Annotated in this window: 14 protein-coding genes; 7 read left to right on the forward strand and 7 right to left on the reverse strand. The window is 33.8% G+C overall.

The annotated features are described in order from the left end of the window. The first annotated feature begins 603 nt into the window (after window positions 1-603). Window positions 604-1488, forward strand: a complete 885-nt coding sequence (locus tag HW120_RS09305) for a hypothetical protein (protein ID WP_177733457.1) — start codon at window positions 604-606, stop codon at window positions 1486-1488. A gap of 52 nt (window positions 1489-1540) precedes the next feature. Then, window positions 1541-2281 carry a hypothetical protein gene (locus HW120_RS09310; protein ID WP_177733459.1) on the forward strand — a complete coding sequence of 247 codons (741 nt, stop codon included), beginning with the start codon at window positions 1541-1543 and terminating at the stop codon, window positions 2279-2281. 499 nt (window positions 2282-2780) lie between these two features. Here the strand turns inward: HW120_RS09310 and HW120_RS09315 are convergent, their stop codons facing one another. The 7 genes from HW120_RS09315 to HW120_RS09345 form a co-directional block, all read right to left on the reverse strand. Continuing rightward, window positions 2781-3446 carry an HNH endonuclease family protein gene (locus HW120_RS09315; protein WP_177733461.1) on the reverse strand — a complete coding sequence of 222 codons (666 nt, stop codon included), beginning with the start codon at window positions 3444-3446 and terminating at the stop codon, window positions 2781-2783. Continuing rightward, window positions 3436-4821, reverse strand: a complete 1386-nt coding sequence (locus HW120_RS09320) for an AAA family ATPase (RefSeq protein WP_177733463.1) — start codon at window positions 4819-4821, stop codon at window positions 3436-3438. Before HW120_RS09320 ends, HW120_RS09315 begins: the two co-directional genes overlap by 11 nt. Before the next feature lie 617 nt (window positions 4822-5438). Beyond that, entirely contained in the window at window positions 5439-6467 is a 1029-nt protein-coding gene (locus HW120_RS09325) for a hypothetical protein (protein ID WP_177733464.1), read from the reverse strand. A 60-nt stretch (window positions 6468-6527) separates the two neighbouring features. Further along, window positions 6528-8060, reverse strand: coding sequence for a sulfatase-like hydrolase/transferase (locus tag HW120_RS09330; RefSeq protein WP_177733466.1), 1533 nt, complete (start codon window positions 8058-8060; stop codon window positions 6528-6530). Between the two features lie 1027 nt (window positions 8061-9087). Then, a complete protein-coding gene (locus HW120_RS09335) occupies window positions 9088-9645 on the reverse strand; it encodes a hypothetical protein (RefSeq protein WP_177733468.1) in 558 nt (185 codons plus the stop codon). Between the two features lie 101 nt (window positions 9646-9746). Further along, window positions 9747-10310, reverse strand: a complete 564-nt coding sequence (locus HW120_RS09340) for a hypothetical protein (RefSeq protein ID WP_177733470.1) — start codon at window positions 10308-10310, stop codon at window positions 9747-9749. A gap of 90 nt (window positions 10311-10400) precedes the next feature. Then, entirely contained in the window at window positions 10401-10646 is a 246-nt protein-coding gene (locus HW120_RS09345; RefSeq protein ID WP_177733472.1) for a hypothetical protein, read from the reverse strand. Window positions 10647-11329: 683 nt separating this feature from the next. Here HW120_RS09345 and HW120_RS09350 point away from each other — a divergent pair. The 5 genes from HW120_RS09350 to HW120_RS09370 all read left to right on the forward strand — a co-directional run bounded on the left by HW120_RS09350 (window position 11330) and on the right by HW120_RS09370 (window position 17262). Further along, a complete protein-coding gene (locus tag HW120_RS09350) occupies window positions 11330-12523 on the forward strand; it encodes a hypothetical protein (RefSeq protein ID WP_177733474.1) in 1194 nt (397 codons plus the stop codon). Between the two features lie 242 nt (window positions 12524-12765). After that, window positions 12766-13380 carry a hypothetical protein gene (locus tag HW120_RS09355; RefSeq protein WP_177733476.1) on the forward strand — a complete coding sequence of 205 codons (615 nt, stop codon included), beginning with the start codon at window positions 12766-12768 and terminating at the stop codon, window positions 13378-13380. 474 nt (window positions 13381-13854) lie between these two features. After that, window positions 13855-14442, forward strand: coding sequence for a Crp/Fnr family transcriptional regulator (locus HW120_RS09360; RefSeq protein ID WP_177733477.1), 588 nt, complete (start codon window positions 13855-13857; stop codon window positions 14440-14442). Between the two features lie 53 nt (window positions 14443-14495). Beyond that, a complete protein-coding gene (locus tag HW120_RS09365) occupies window positions 14496-15176 on the forward strand; it encodes an MBL fold metallo-hydrolase (protein ID WP_177733479.1) in 681 nt (226 codons plus the stop codon). A gap of 616 nt (window positions 15177-15792) precedes the next feature. Further along, complete coding sequence (locus tag HW120_RS09370) at window positions 15793-17262, forward strand: ATP-binding protein (RefSeq protein ID WP_177733481.1); 1470 nt, start codon at window positions 15793-15795, stop codon at window positions 17260-17262. The last annotated feature ends 159 nt before the right edge of the window (window positions 17263-17421 follow it).

A 17421-nucleotide genomic window follows, 5' to 3' on the forward strand; every position in this document is an offset into this window, starting at 1 on the left:
ATAATAATTATGAAAGCAAACGTACAATGCAATGATTTTACTGGAACAGCAGCGGCAGACACATTTGACGTACTTGGCAGTGCTGGAGGTCATAATTTAGAAGCTATTGGTAGATTGGATTAAATGAAAATAGATTTAAAATAGTTGTCTTATCCATTTCAGGCAGAAAAGAATTTGGAATTTCTTTGATTGCGTTGACAAAGAAAGAAGTACTGAAACAAAAGAACATATAGTCAAAATAATGTATAACATTAGAAAGGAAGAAGACATTCATTTTCATTCTCAACCGATTTGATACAAAATATGTAAAATAAAGATTCTGATGAAGAAGCAAGATTCTCCGATTTCCATGAATCAGAAAATAAAGTCTAATAATTTATTTGATTATGCCAGAGAAAAAAGATTACTCAGAAAAATGCGATAAATGTTGAGAGTTTACACAATTTATTCCGCCTTCAGAAATCGATTTAAAGAGAAAAAATTGATTGTAAATTATAAATGACCAAACGGACACAGTTTTGTTAGGGAATATGATTTAAAATAACTACCGCTAACAGCTGTTTAGCCCAAAGTGTATGTATAAACGAATGACCAAAAACGAATATGCTGATATATAGCGAACTTATAGAGCTAAGATACAAATTAGAAAATGGCGAAATTCGATTAGAACTAGCAAAGGCTCAATTTTGGGGTGACTTTAAAGAAGGTCAACGTTCTTGGAATACAAAAGATTGGCAAGAAAGAAGACCCCAATTCCTTAAAGACAAATGTGAAATATGTAGCAGTAACGAGACTTTAACGATACAGCACCTTTCTCACCCAAAAAAATATTCCGAATATCTAAGAGAAGTAGCAAGAGAATATACTAAAAAACACATAAACAACAATCCTGAAATTAATGAGTCGGAATTTACTGATTACGTACTAAAAAACCATGATTATGTTCCCGTTCCATTATGCCCAAATTGCAACAGTAAAAATCCAAGCGAAAGAGTTAGAAAAATTCCAAAATATCGTTGTGCAGATTGTAAACACGAATTTGATGAAGCACTTTATAGATCAATAAATGAGCTAGTTTCTATTTTTTATAAAAATGAAGAAGCATACGAAATTCAAGATAAGTGTTTTGTATCAAAGGATAGATGGAGAAATAAAAATAACCTAAAAAGTGTTAGGTATTGGCAGCAAAGAGTACATACAAAGGATAAAGACGCTGAAACGATCGAGAAAGAAGCATTCTTAAAATATTTAAATGATAACATTAAATATCTTTCCTTTGAAGATACAATAACTGCTTGCAGAAAATGTGCATATAATTTTGATATAAAAAAAATGGAATTATGTCCAAAATGTAAACAATATTATAAAGGACTTCAATATCCAACCTGCATTCAATGTTTACCGGAAGACAAACGAAAAGCAGCATTAGAAAGTATTGAATTTGGAAAAGAATGGCAAGAAATGCATAGAAGATTTGGAATCGACTAAAAACCTATTGTTAGCATCAATCTGACACATTAAAAAAATATTTTAATTATACATGAGTAGAACAATTAGAGAAAAAAGAATGTTAACATTCAATTTTAAAATAATAACTCCTAAAATTATCAGAAATCTCTCAGATATAATTGAAAAAGAGGTCCAGTCTTTGACCGAGGATCGCAGAAACGACTTTTATATTCTGTATACTGTAGACACTAGAGATAATACTTCTTTTGAAAGCCAGTCCAATGAAATTTTTAAGGAGAACCAAATTCTTGAAAATCGTATTGTTCAGAAAATCACTATGCATTTCTACACTTATGACAATTCCAAAAGCATCGAAATCCAGATTGTCCATTCAGTAAAAGATGAAAATTTACAAAATTTTATAAAAGTAAGTGGTGATGAGACAATTTGGGTAAACGGAGTGTTGGTCAGACTAAGTGAAATTCTTGACTGGGCTGATAACCAAATTCATATAAAATACAGTAACTATATTATCTTGCCATTACTGATCATATTTAATATTGAATTCTATAGACTGATTTTAATGAACCCAATTTTTGATGCCAATCTATGTAAATTATTGTTTGCTGTTGTATTCATAATTTCTATCCACCTATCTACAAAGTTCCCTACATATATTCAAAATCTTTGGCCATCCATTGAGATACAGACTGGCTTAGACCATCAAAATTCAGTTAAAAAAGGGCGAAATAAATTGTTTTGGATTTTAACGTCTATTATTTTACCTTTATTATTAGCACTGATTTATGATCTCATTAAAAGTTTTTTTTAAAAAGCAGTTAATACCATTAATCCTCTTCTTTCAAACTAAAGACAATTATATAGTTAATATACAAATTCTGAAGATTTGAAATAATTTTTCTAAATCTTACTCAACCTTATTAAAATACAACAAAAGCGGCATCAGGTGTTCGATTGTAATACCTCTCAGCCCGCAACTATCTTCTGAATAATGAAGAAAACGCATATGTAGCCCTGAGATTAAAAATCTAAGGGCTTTTTCTTTTGTAAACGTTGTAATGACAAATGGTGACAATTTAATGAAAAATTGTTCTTTTAAATCGTTACCATTGATTGGGAAAGGTGTTGTAACTAATACATTTGCAAAGCGTTGTAAAATAAAGTTTTGGAGTCTCACTCTCTGCAACTATCTTGCTGACTACCTCTAAAATCATGCAGCGATTAATTCACTAAGAGAATTCAAATCTTCGAACAATTGGTTCGAAATTTGTACCTTCGAGTTCACCTTAAATGTAAACTAGATAAATTAGTTACGAAACGTAGCCCTTATTGGTCACTTCCTGGATCAAAGCATCGAAATTTGGTACTGGAAGTGAATTCGCAAGTGCATCCTTGTAGCGTTCTTCTGTCATTTCAGGCTCCTTCAGCCCGAAGAGTTCTATACTCTTCGCTCCCTGTGCTGATGGTACACCTTTAATTAATCGGGCTTTAATCAAAAATGCCAGACCTGTATTTGGATGTGTAACATATTCAAAATGCATGTTAGGATCATCAAAATATGGATGAACTATTTTGAAGGTGCAATTGCGGTACTGTGCATCCAATATATCAATTGAGTCATAGGTGGACTTCTTTGTAAAGCCATTGCAAAGTGGACATGCTAAAATAAGGTTTTTTGACTCCCACATAAATTGAGGATAGAGACGAGCAGCTTTTGGAGCAATGTGTTCAATCTGCGCTCCGCGGGTGCGCAGATCTAATCCGCAAAAAGCGCAATGGTGACCCTGTCTTTTTTCAAGATGTGTTCTTATGAGACCTTTAAGTTCATCCCTGCGTGCTCCTGTTCCGTATTTTTTTTTACGTAGTTCAGAAACTTTGCAGTCCCACTCATTACCCTGCAGAGGTTTTAGATAATTTATAATTTTAGTATACTTTCGCGGGAGGCGTATAGTAAAATGGTACTGCCTAATAGCCATGTTTCTCTAAGTAGTGTTGTGCGGTTTCTATAATTTTTACTAAAGGGTCATCATCAGTAAGTTTAAAGCGTTGTAGCGATGTAACAATTTCTCGCATTCGTACAAATTCGTGCGAATCGTCTGAAATTTTTGATAATAGTTCTCTGAGATCCATTTCCAGATAATGATTTCTGACTGTCCCGACTCCAAAAACGCGGTATAATACGTTTTCAGTTGACCAACCGTTGGTTTCAAATAGGAGAGTTTCGTTATAGACGCTGCCTAAATCGTCCAAATGAAAGCTTAGCACGGCTGATTTTTCGGGAATCAAGTCGCTGACTAAGAAATGGCTATGGGTCGAAATGATGAAGTGGCAATCGGTGTAATCCGAAAAGGCCTTTTGGAGAAGTGACATATACTGAATTTGCCAGTTAGGATGTAAGCTTATCTCTGGTTCATCAATCATAACCAGTGAATTTGGTTCTATGGCATAAATTATATTAATAAAGTTAGACAATATATGGTGTTCTCCACTACTGCCTTGATCAAATCCATACTTTCCACTTTTTCGACGTAATATTAATTTATGGACTTCTAAAAGTTCCAAGTCTCTTATCAGTTGGAGGGCTTTCGCCTCATTTATAAATTCTTTAACTTCTAGCTCATTGTCAAAATTTGCGAGGGAATCATACTCTATGAATCTCTTTTCAGTTGTTATCTTGTTTCGCTTTGCTTTAAAAAAATTGGTGATAATATCCAGGTTGTTCTGTTCTGAAATTACTCTTGAATATTTATCACGGCGAATCAGAAATCGGTTTTGAGTATCTAACTTGTCTATGACTTCGCTAAATTTAGCTTTTAGAAGGCCACTATCGTAGAGATACTCTCGGGAGCTATCTTTTTTTGCAATGCCAAGATTTTTTCCTACCTTATAAATGACACTTATTTCGGGAAGTAGACCTATACGGTCAAAGACTGTCTTATACCGTGCAATATTCTCATGTTTATAAAGTGAGGACGAAAATCGATCAATTAAAGTATTGTGATTTTTGAACGCATTATTCGAGGCCGTCCTTATACCCAAATAGTTACTCAATTTGCTACGTTTTGTATAAAAAGGGAAACGGTCATTTAAATTGATTGCCGATGCAAGTATTTTTCCAGGCGTTGGCATATCTTTAAAATCCACAGAATTGCCGTTCAATAAGTAGGTCTCAAAATTCTTTACAGATCTAATTTGAGCCTTTTTTCCGTCTATTTGGTAATCTAAAACAAAGTCATGTTCATATCTCTGTACCTTGATACCTTTTTCCTGTGAAGCAATAAGAACATTGAACAACTTTGTTACTAGTTCCAATACTTGACTTTTACCCGTGCCATTTGCTCCGATAAGCATTGTATTGTATGGTCCATAGGAAAGGTCTTGATCGTTTGTAAAAAAAAGGTTTGGGGTTTAAAGAAGTTATGTTTTATAATCTCAAAGCTTATTATTCGTAACATCCTGGTCTTATATTAATGATTTCTGGTAGAGTTCATAACGTAGGTAGATTAATTATTATCGCTGCAAACAGTTCTATCTCGAATTTATAAAATTATATAAAAATATTTTATTTGTGTTAAATTATTTAAATAAATAGATGTGGAAGCAAAAAAATAGAGTAAAAGTTAAGCCAAATTTGTATAATTTTTTAGCTTTTTATTAGTCTCATCGGAGAATTTTTCTAATCTTGACAAACTAGGTCTTCGATAGTTTAATGCATGTTTTGCTCGAATGGATTAGAAAGGTGGCAATGAATAGCGGATATGCAAACAAAAACTGGAGGGAAAGTTAAGCTACATTTTATACATAGTTATTTTTTTACGACATTTTTTCATCCGCTAAATTTAAGATTTAGTATTTAACTCTAACTCTAACTCCATGCTAAGTTAGCATATCCAATTTAATTATACTTAAACTTCTTACAGTACCGGTATAACCTTAAAAACTCAATCAAATTATATCATCACCTTTTTTTAAATACTTACTTTTGCAACGAAAGAAGATATTGCTTTGGTTCCCGAATTATCTTCGACCACATAAATCCCTAATATATTATTCCTATATGCCGTATTAGCACTTGTAGCACTTGAATCTGGAAAATCAATATCAATCCATTGTGCTTCTCCAAATGATCCATCAGAATTTCTTTTCACAGAAACAAATGATGCTCCGGTTTTTTCTCTATTTAGAGTAATCCAATCCGACGGCATATTATAGCCATTCTCATCAGAAATGGTAATACCCTCAAAATGAGTAATTATAGATAAGGCTGTTTCGTTCTTGTAACTAAATGATTTTAAATTAGTGATTTCTTTTGTTTTAGAATTATAATCCGCCAAAAAGGCCTGGCTTATTTTACCTAGTTTCAGACTGGTATAGCCTCCGGCCATAGTGTAACTATCCCCGCCATTATGCCAAATACCATATAAGGTAGTAGTTAGTGAATCCGGCACTTTAAAATCGGTGCATTCATTATTGATGGTATTATATAAAAACGCATATCCGTTTTTATCATTTTCAATATCATAATTTCCAACAGCAAGTCCACCCATTACGCTGTGAACAAATACATTGTTCGTATTTCCTCCGTTTGGCGATACCTGAATCCATGTTCCGGAACCATCAATAGGACCTTCGTAGTAAAATCCGAGATTTCCGCTCGGGGCTTTATCAGCAGAGGCAGTTATCTTATAAGATCCTACAATTTGTACCGTGCCATATGGTCCGTTATTAGGTCCATAACAAGAAGTGTTTACAACTTCTGCTGTTGGCGTACTGGGGAAATTAACGACATGCCATTTGCCTTCATTCCCTTTTGTTTTAAGCGTTCCTTCGTAAATTAATCCCTGAACAAGATTGTTTTCACTTAATAAACTACCTGCAATATACACGTTTTCAGACTCCGAAACTCCTCTTATTCCCTGTATTGTTGTTTGTCCGGCAGGATTATTAAAATCTGTATAACTTACTGTATTCACTCCTGAATTTATATTTTGCGACATGATATATGTGTTTTTGTTATTATTATAACTGTTTCTTTTTAGATTTTTAAAGCTGTTTTGTCAGTTGAATGTCGTTAGACTATAAATATCTTCTGGCATATTGACCCAGAGTTTTTCTATCTCAAGCTGATGCAATTGCTCCTCTAGATCTCTTCTGATTTCACTGTATGCCGGATCGTAAGCAAGATTAGTAACTTCTAATGGATCATTAACTAAATCATATAGTTCATATTGCTTGAAATAAGCTGTTGACGCATCAAAATAATAATCGAATTTCCATTTTTCCGTCCTGATGCAACGAATACGATTAGCAGCTTTCACAACTGTCCAATTACTATTAGAGCCAGCCTTGATATCGTCATAAGTAAATAATATGCTATGCTGAACAGGAGTATTATTCTCCATTATGGGAAACAAACTTGCACCTGCAAGTCCTGCAGGCGGGTTTGATACATTTGCTATATCGATAAAAGTCGGCATAATATCTGCCAATGTTGCTAATGCCATTGATTGCTTTATGCTGTGATCTTTAAAAAGTATTGGATTTGAAATCACAAGCGGCACCCTTAAGGCTTCTTCATAGGCCACAAAAGTTTTCTGACGCAGACCGCCGTGCGCTAAACCCATCTCTCCATGATCCGAAGTAAGAGTAACAATTGAAGAATCTGCCAATTTATTTCCATTCTCATCCTCCTTATATAGTTCTTTAATTAGGTACCCAATCTCCTTATCAACATGACTTAATAAATAACCATAAAAATTAATGTAGTTCAGCTTATCCTCATCAGTAGCTATTTCGCCCAGACTTAATGCCATGTTGAGTAAAATTTGTTCCTGAGCCATAGGTTTTTTATTTTCAAGTAAATTTTCATTTACACTCGCCGGAAGCCCAATTTCCCTGCCCGACCAGGTATCTGTAAGATATCCCGACTTACCAGCCGATTTTGGGTATGCTAAAACATCATGCGGATTAACAAGTGAAAGGATAAGACAGTAGGGTTTATGATTTCCTGATGCTCTTTGCGCTTTTACCTCTTTAAGGTATTGTATGGCTTGGGCCGTATATTTTGCATCATGATTGGCATATCCGCCACCAAAATTAAGCGGATTGACATCTTCACCGGCATCTGGAGCAATCCAGCCCATTGCACCATACAATGAAATATCTGCAGCAGTTAAATCATCGTAATTAGTTTTAGTGCCATTGGGAGCTATTCCTTTACTCATATGCCATTTACCTCTATACTGCACATCATAACCATCTGCCCAAAGCACATTCATGATGTTGGGGATGGAATTACTGAGTGTCGGTTCCTGCGGAGATAAAAGGCCTCCTTCGGTTAATGTCTGGCTGACTCCGTGTTTAGCAGGATAGGTTCCTGTAAATAACGTCGCACGGCTGGGAGAGCACATGCAGGTATTACAAAAAGCTCTATCAAAACTAAATCCGTTCTGTTTTAGAAATGTGAGAGTCGGAAGGTTTTTTTCTTCCCAGCCCGGCGGGAAATGCTGCGTTGCACGCTGTTCGTCGGTAATAATAAGAATCATGTCCGGCTTTGGGCCAATCTGATTGAGTTTTTCTTTTAAGTCCATTACTTATTGATTAAATTATTAAATATAAATGCAATTTGAAACGACTAATATTTTCCTAAAAATGATTGTAATAAAACTAAAAATGCTTTCTTAGAAATTATACTATTGAAACCAATGCTATTAAGAGTCCCACCACAAATAAGCTGATATAAAATCGAGTAAAACTGATCTAAGACAGTACATTAAATAAGCTTATTCAATTAATAGGAATAAATTTACACAAGCGAATCGACCTAATACTAAGTATAAACACCTGTTTTATAAGTACATAAAACAATAAGTAAAATAAAAAAATCACATTTCAAGAATGAAATTGATCATTCTGTCATAGCCGCTACATAAAAACAGAAATAAATTGCGTAGATTAAGTCATACAGATGACTTACAAGATGGAGATATGACAAATATAAGTTGGAACATGTATCATGGTATTTATTTATCAATACGTTATAATCCTGTCTTCGCTAACTTTGGAACACCAAGCCGCAACATCCTTAAGATTAATTTTTTTTTTTTTACTATAAGCTCCATTTTTGTGATTAGTCAGCTTTTTATTCGGTTCAACTGAGAACTTTTTCTTTTTATAGCTTATAAATTAGGTGAAATTACGTCTTGCTATGTGATGTATAAATTGCTTTCTTACTGAACAACAAAATACAGGTATATAACTTTTGGATAGGCTAACTTAGCATGGGGTTAAAGTTAAGAACAGTGGATATGCAAACTTAGCGTGGAGTTAGCATATCCATCGTGCCATTAAAACTAAAAACTACAACCCTAAAAAGTTGTAGTTTTGTTTTTAAGGATATGTGATTTAGTGAGCACGGATTGTAAATCCGCGCTATCGGGGGGGGTTAGGTTGGCTTTCTTTGATGTTTCTAAATGCCGAAATCTCTCGTTCGTCATTAACGATAAATGCAAGCTGATAATATTCCCGTTCGTTATTGTCTTTTGCGGATTACGAAGCCGAAAGTTTCAATTTAGACTTTACCCCGCCATTTTGCAAAACCCTTGTTAATGGAAGTTTTTATTTTTCTGTATAATATTTTTCTTTTAAATGTTCTGTTTTTTTAATGTCACATCCTAATACAAATATTCTATATACAGGTTTGTGTATTCCGTAATAAGGTATTTTGTCTTCAAAAAATTCTGTATTCATTTTCTGTAATTTGCTTTTCAGTTCAGTAATTTTATTTATATCTGTTGAAAAACCTATACAATGCGTCATTGCCCATTTGTCAGACTTAATTTGATTATAAGCGTATTCTACAATTTCATTTTCTGATTTGAAGTATTTTAAATTGTCTTTTTTTCCACGTTCGGTGTAATACCAAATTAAAAGTCCACCTGATTTGTCAATTCCAAAACCTTCATAAATACTGTTTCCGTTTATTGAATAACTATTGAAATTGAAACAATTTTCGCTCATCCAATTTTCAAGTTCAATTTCTGTCTTTGGTAAATAGTTGCTATCCGTTGAATTGGATAAAGAATCCAATCTGTTTTTAACATTTATTTTTTGTCCAAAACTTAATACTGTTGTTAGAAGAAATGGGATAGATAAAATATATTTATTTTTTATCATTTTAAATTTGTTTTTGTTCGTGTAAGTGTGTTGTCTGGATAATTGCACCAACGTTTCGGGGCTTTGCGTTCGGGCGGGAAATCGAAGCACAAAACCGCTTATTACCTGCCGTGCTTTTCTGCATATTCTTTAAGTCGTTTTGTCAAAAGTCCTGTGGTTGAATACAAATTTTCCTTTGTCTCGTTAGGATAATTTACTTTTAGCCAACTTTCAAAATTTTCATCTTTTTGTTTCACTTGCAACAAATAAGTTTGGTAACTTTCAGTAGAGTCAATAGTCATACTGCTAATTTTGCCTTTACTATTTGTCGTTAGGATGATTTTCCATTTCGGATAATCGATGTCTAAATATTTTAAATAGTCGCTTTGGTCTTTTACTAAAAATTCTGTTGTCTGCTTGTTGTAGGTTGCTTTTAGAACGGTGTATTTTTCGTTAAAGTTTTTAGAGTTTGGAACGTATTCTTCAATAAATGATGTCTTGTCATTTTTGTAAGTTATGTATGTCCGTTGAAGTTGAAAACTGTCAGCAACTAATACCCGTAAACTGTCTGTTTGGTAATTGTTTAGAAAATCTAAGAATTTGTCTGGGGTAGATTTTAAACGGTGTGCGCAAGAACAAGTTGTCAAGCAAATAAATAAAATCAAGATGAAACTGTTTTTTGTCATACGCTATGTCTGTTTTGTATTGGGGGTAATGGTTTGTGGCTTTTGTTCGTTCGGGCAATCGAAGCGCAAAAGTCTTGTTAGTGTCGTTTTTTATAGTTTATGATAATACTTGTAAGGGTCGTTAAGGTCGTCTTTTTCTTTAACATCATAATCGGCAAGGCTCTCTTTAAAAGTATAATTTATCGTTTGTATAATTAAAGCATCTTCCAAATTCCATTTAATTACGGCATTACTTGTTATTGTAATTGGAGTATTATTTATAATGCCTAATAATCCTTTGGTTGTATGTATCATTAATTTATTTTTTGTTGTAAATTCATCTGCTGGTGCGAGCATCTTGCTCGTGTCCTTTTAATTTTTGTCACAAGCGTGACGCTTGAACTTGCGAGGGAATTTTCAAACAGAAATTCCGTTTTTTATGCTTAATCTTCTATTTCAAAACAGTGATCATTATCCGGATACCACTCAAAAAAATAAAAAGTCATTATGTTATCAAATATATTAAGATAATTATATACTTCACTGTACCAATGAAAAATTGAGTCTAAATTTAATTCTTAAGTAGGTTTAGACTGAATTTTAATTATAGATTAAATGGAAAAAAGATGAAATAGATTAAAAATTGGATTGGTACATTCAAGTATATAAATGCCTAATATTATTATATTCGCAATGAGGTGTTTATGTCAAAAATGTGACAACAACTGCCTAATGATGACAGTAATTTAGTTACCAAATCGTTACCATTTTATTTGAAAATACAGAAAAGCTTGTAAACAGGGCGATACAAGAAGTGGGGTACATACCCTCTTTCTCCGTAATAAACACTGATAACCATTAAGTTAAAGTGTAAACACCCAGTTTTACACCTGAAAATGTAAAGTTGGTTTTTTTTATGTCTTTTATTTAGGTAAATTAGTGTAAGATTTTACGAAATACGGATATAAGTGTTTTTTCACGAAACAAAATGTCTTTTATTTCGTGAAGTAAGATGTTAGCTGCAATTTCAAAAGAACAATATGCCAGATTTATACATTGCCCCCAATCATATACAAAATAAAATTAATGGTCTTATAAATGGTTTTTTCATAGAAATTGATGAAGATAAAACTCCAATTATTTTTTTTAAGTTCGAGCCAAGTATTTTAAGTGATCTTATTTCAGGATGCGATTTTGAGTTTATTATAAGAAATCCAAAATTGAGTAATAGAAGTGTAACCCTTTATGTATTTGATAATCCAAAGGATCCATTATGGGTAACATATTCAAATTTCAGTGAAGAAGATACAATTTATATAAATTTTGACAAATCTGTAATTAATTTTATCAAAGCAGAAAGGTTCAAAATAGTTTATTATAATCATTTAAATCTTCCAATTTTTACAACAGTTTTATATAAACAAAATTCTATTAACAAATTCAATGAATGGGTAATTGATATTCATAAAGATTTTGAATTATATGAAGAAATAACCGATGGTTATTTTATGCCAGAAAATAACCTAAAAGGTTTCAAATTATCAATAGATAACGTTGATAATTCTAATGTACAAAAACTAAATATTATTTCTTATCCTAATAATGAAGACTCTCAATTAGAAAATAAGATTTCTTACTATAATTTTGATGAATTTCAAAAAAATGGTAAGCACGGTTATGATCAAGAGAATAATATACAGCATTTTCTTTCAAATTTTTTAACAGAAAACCAAGATTTATTTACATCTCTACAAAATTCAAGAGATGAAGAAATAACAGATTTTACTATAATAAGCAAAAACGCAATAGTTTTGATAGAATCTAAAGCTGTGAAAAGTAATAAGCAATCTAAAGTTACTCAAGCAATCGTCAAAGCTATAAATCAATTAAATAAAGCTGAAAAAAAAGTATTAGAGAAGAATGTTGAATCAACAAATTCTAAATTTGAATCTAAATACAAAGATTGTGATGTTATTATAAAAATTTGTTTAATTAACGATAGTACAACTACTACCTTATTAAGAGAAGGAAATTATATTGATAACTTTACTAGAGAGGAATTACCAATTTTTATCTCTGTCACAACCCTTTTTCAATTATTAGGAGATTTTGCCATTAATTTTAAAGGAGATTTAAAAAAAAATTTAATTGAGAATCTACTAAACAACTATTATAATCATATAAAAAAAACTAGCGATAAATATTTGCTTATTAGGGAATATAAGAAAAGATAGAAACAGCAGCTAACATGCATTTTGCAAAATGGCTGCTTTCTTTTAAGATTGAAGTTTAATTTTGTATCCCTTAAAAGCCAATTATATTGACTTTTTATTAAATTTAGCCAAATAATAGGCTTTTGCTCTAAGTAGTGCTGAATTGAAACTTTTGCTTTCAATTCCCGCCACTTCGCAAAGCTCAGGCACGTTATATGCAACTAACACGAACACCCCATGACATTGATTCAAACTAAAAAAATATGGCTAAAACACTGGACACAACAATAGAACTTGCAAGATGGTTTGACAAAGATGGCATAGAAAAAAAAGTGACCATTCAACAATATCTTGACTTTGTAACAAATCAAGATAAAACGCAAATAGCTGACTTTATTTTTCAAAGATTACATAGTAGATATTTAAAACCTTTTCTATTTAGTGATGAAAAATTCACCAAAGAATTCAAAAACGGTTTTTCTATAATGGCAAATTGTTGTTTACTTATTGAAACATTACAATCATTTAAAAACGGTTGGGGTGACAGCGACCGTAAATCAGGACAAGCATTTAAACAATTTTTGACATCCGAATTAAAATTTTCAGCTTTTAAAAGTAAAGAACACGACTTTTATGTAAATATTCGCTGTGGTATTTTACATCAAGGGGAAACAACAGGTGGCTGGATTGTTAATCGTAGCGGAACAAATTTATTTGACGACAAAAACCTTGCAGTAGATAGTATCGTATTTGCAAGAGAATTAGAGAATTCTCTCAAAAACTATTCTGAAAACTTGAAAGTTGCAAAATGGGACAGCGAACTTTGGGACAATTTCAGAACGAAAATGAGAAAGATAATTTCCAACTGTGAAAAATAACAACCTTAACAACTTTGGCAGCGTATAACATGTGTTTTTCAAAATGGCTAGTTTAGTGAAAATATTGAGCTTATTCTTTTTAAGCCACAAAAGCCAATCATATTGGCTTTTGTGTTAAATTAGTAAATACAACTGGCTTTCGCTTCGATTTTCCGCCACTTTCCAAAAAAAGATAGTGCTTGATGTATGGCGACAAAATTTTCGGAGGAAGTATCTGCATGATCAAACCCGTGAGTTTATTAATTCCAAATGTACATAATTCTAATATCCGGGTAAATTAAATATACAAATCTTTTAAGACTTATAAGACGAGTAGCAATGGAATCCTATGTTGAATTTTTTGGATTTTATCATCTTATGGAAAGTGTTACTAATTTTAGAAGTTTGAAGATATTAACTTTGAAGTTTATATTTTTGTAGTATTATGTACAATCAGCTGGTCCAGCTAAAATAAAAGAACAAAAAGATTGCGAAATGACAGATCTATTAATAAACTACATTTCTTCAACAGGAGCTCTCTCAACCGAGGAGATTAATTTTTCTGTGCAGTTCTTCAAACAGATTTGCTTAAAAAAGGGCGATTTTTTTATCCGTGAGGATGAATCTTGCCATCATATTGGCTTTATTGTTATTGGCGCTGTAAAAGCATACGCTCTTGACAAAGAAGGAAAGGAAAATATAACCTGTTTCAAGTTTGAAAATGAATTTGTGACCTCGTTTCCGGAATTTGTGGCGCAGGAAAAATCCAGAAGGAGTATCAGGGCTATAGAAGATAGCGTAATCTATAGGATCAGCCACCCGGACTATCAGGATCTGCTTGCTCAGGTGACTGCCTGGAACGGAGTCATAAAAGCGGTGATGGAACAGGAGTATAAGCAAAAGGAAAGTTACTTGCTGCACTACAATAACAGGTCAGCTGTGGATAAATACCGTCATGTCCTGTCGAACGAACCGATGCTCGTCCGGCGCATAGCTACACAAGATCTGGCATCATACCTGGGAATCACGCAACGGTCGCTTACACGGGCGAAGGGGCAACTGCACAGACCCAAGGTATTATAGGACAAATGTCCTTATGCAGTCCTGATCAGTGATCTAGATTTGCACAAAAAACTATGTTACGTCAAATTGCTCCCGAGGTGTTTCAGATTTCCCTGATGCCAAGAAACAGTATCAACTGCTATATTATCGAAGGTATATTGGTAGACTCCGGAATACGGAGTTCATATAGCACAGTAAAGAATGCTCTCCAAAAAATCTCCGTTTATCAACACGTACTGACGCATGCACATGCAGACCACCAGGGCTGTAGTGATCAGATATGCGAAGAATTCTCGATACCCTTACTCTGCCATCCTGGCGAAGTTTTTAGGACCGAAACGGGTATGGTAACCAAGGACTATCCGGATCCACAACATTGGGTAGCAAAGTTTCAACAAAAGTATTGGGCGGGTCAGGGACATCAAGTCCAACGGACAATTGTTGAAAACGATAAGATCGGAAACTTTCAAGTAATAGAGACACCCGGACATTCGGCAGGTCATATCTCTTTATTCCGTGAGCGAGATGGGGTACTAATAATCGGAGATGTGGCGACAAATATGAACCTGCTCACAACAGCGACCGGTTTACGGCTTCCACCAAGTCTATTCACCACAGATCAGCAGCGCAACATCAAATCGCTCCAGAAGTTGGCAAAACTGAATCCGGCCATTATCTGTTTCGGTCACGGACCGATCATGATAAATAAAAATCGGAAGTTTGAGCAATTTGTGACGAAATGCAGCGAACTTTAATAAAGATGGATAACAAGAAGTAAGAGAAGCTTTGCCTTATCTGATGGAGTATGATAATTTGTTATAATTGCTAGCTCAAGTGATAGAAGTTCCTTGCAAGATAAAAATGATATTTTCGTTCGGGAAGGTGAAAACGGTAAGGAAATAGCATTTATAAATACAGGTTTTTTTCGTTCTTACGATCATTCAGATGATGGTAAGGAAAGTACTTTTTGTTTCAGGTTTCCGAATACTTTTCTAGCATCCTATTCATCATTTATTTCCGGTGCGCCTAGGCTATTTCAAATGCTGAACTTTTGATTTTACAAAAGCCCAGATAATATATTATCTGGGCTTTTTATATCCATTATGCTAAGATACCATTCTTATCAAACTTTAAAATCTGTTTTCAGGCAACCGGAGCCGAATTCAGAGTAAAACAAATTTGGTATTTTTCTGAAATCCCAACGATATAAGGACAATCTTTTGATTGTCCTTTTTTAGTGTTCTAAAGATACTTTTTACTGCAAAGACAGAATACAATGGCTTTATAACTAGCCAGATAAGATTGCTTCTGATAATTTTGACGGCTATAAATAGTACCTCAAAAGAATATATTTAGAAATCAAAAATAATTATGAGCCATTCTGTCCTTTTAAATGAAATCATTCCGGAAAAACCTATAAAAAAACAGGTACAGACCACTGAAAAGGTGGAGCCGCACATTGATCTATCAAAAACAATTAATGTGAATCATGATTCCTTAAATAAAGAAATGGAATGGTTGGAATCTTTGATCTCAATACGTTGTAAAGAACTGTTTTTACAAGGAAAACTCGATTTTGAACCGGTTGAGGAAATCCCTGAATTGCCGAAAACAGATTCGGATTCACCTTACGGAATTATTATCAATACGTATCAACTTCAGGAAATGGATCGGGTTTTATTGGCTTTAGGTATTGCATCGGCCCATTATCCGTCGTTATTCAAATCGTTTATACAAATAGAAGAAAGCAGTAGCGCATTTGCAATCGATGTTGGCGGAGAATACAATAAAACAAACCGATCGTTTAAGCCAACATTTCAAACGGCACTCTTTTTACTGGCCGGAAAAGATTTGTCCTTATGGTCACTTTATAATGCCAAACTGATAGCGGGAAGTGTCTTATTGCAAAATGATATTATTTACAATCGTACGGAAACGGATTTTATTTACGGAAAAATTGAGTTGGATAAAGCGTATTTAAACTATTTCCTGTCGGGTAAAAAACCACGATTGGATCACGGAACCTATTTTCCCGGAAGTTTATACGAATCGGATCTAACATTGGATGATATTGTTTTGGAGCCGATGGTACGAGAACAGATAGAACCAATCGGACAATACATTAAAGCATTGGAAAGCGGTTTTTTTAAAAGTAACGAGCACCATTTTAAATCCGGATTTATTGCCTTATTCTACGGTGCACCCGGAACCGGGAAAACAATGCTGGCCGGAATACTTGCCAATACATACGGTATTGATATGTACCATGTAGACCTTTCGCAGGTAGTTAGTAAATACATTGGTGAAACCGAAAAAAACCTTGAAATTCTTTTTAACCGCCTGCAAGGCAAAAACTGTATGCTTTTCTTTGATGAAGCCGACTCGTTATTCGGAAAACGCTCGGATGTTAAAGATGCCCATGACCGGTATGCCAATCAGGAAGTGTCGTATTTACTGCAACGCATCGAAAAATTTGACGGGCTTACGGTTTTGGCTTCCAACTTTGAAAACAATATGGATGAAGCCTTTAAACGTCGTATTGATTTGTCAATTAATATCATTCGTCCGACCGAAGCTACCCGGGAAGCACTTTGGAAGCAATACCTGCCTAAAAATGTAATGTTCGAAAGCGAAGCTTTTCTAAAACATCTGGCAAAAGACTATTCCTATACCGGTTCCAATATCCGTAACATCATGAAAAATGTAGCGATAGCACTGCATAATGAAGGCGGAAAAAGTATTGGACAGGAGTTGATAAGTCCTTTTCTGGCGATTGAAAGCGAAAAAGCTTTCGGAAAAAATCAAGCCCGTGTCAACACTTTTATCAGGAGACCGGAATAAAATCAAATCAACAGAACAAAAAATAAGCTGTATAGCAACGAATAAAAAATGGGTAGAAAAACATTTGCGCAGAGAACGGGAGGGGAACAGAATCAAAAAAATGAGCATTCCCGGACAGAGAACAACTATATAGAGGTTACGAATCAGGATGCTACGATC

Origin of the sequence: Flavobacterium inviolabile (assembly GCF_013389455.1) — a bacterium.
Lineage (GTDB): Bacteria > Bacteroidota > Bacteroidia > Flavobacteriales > Flavobacteriaceae > Flavobacterium > Flavobacterium inviolabile.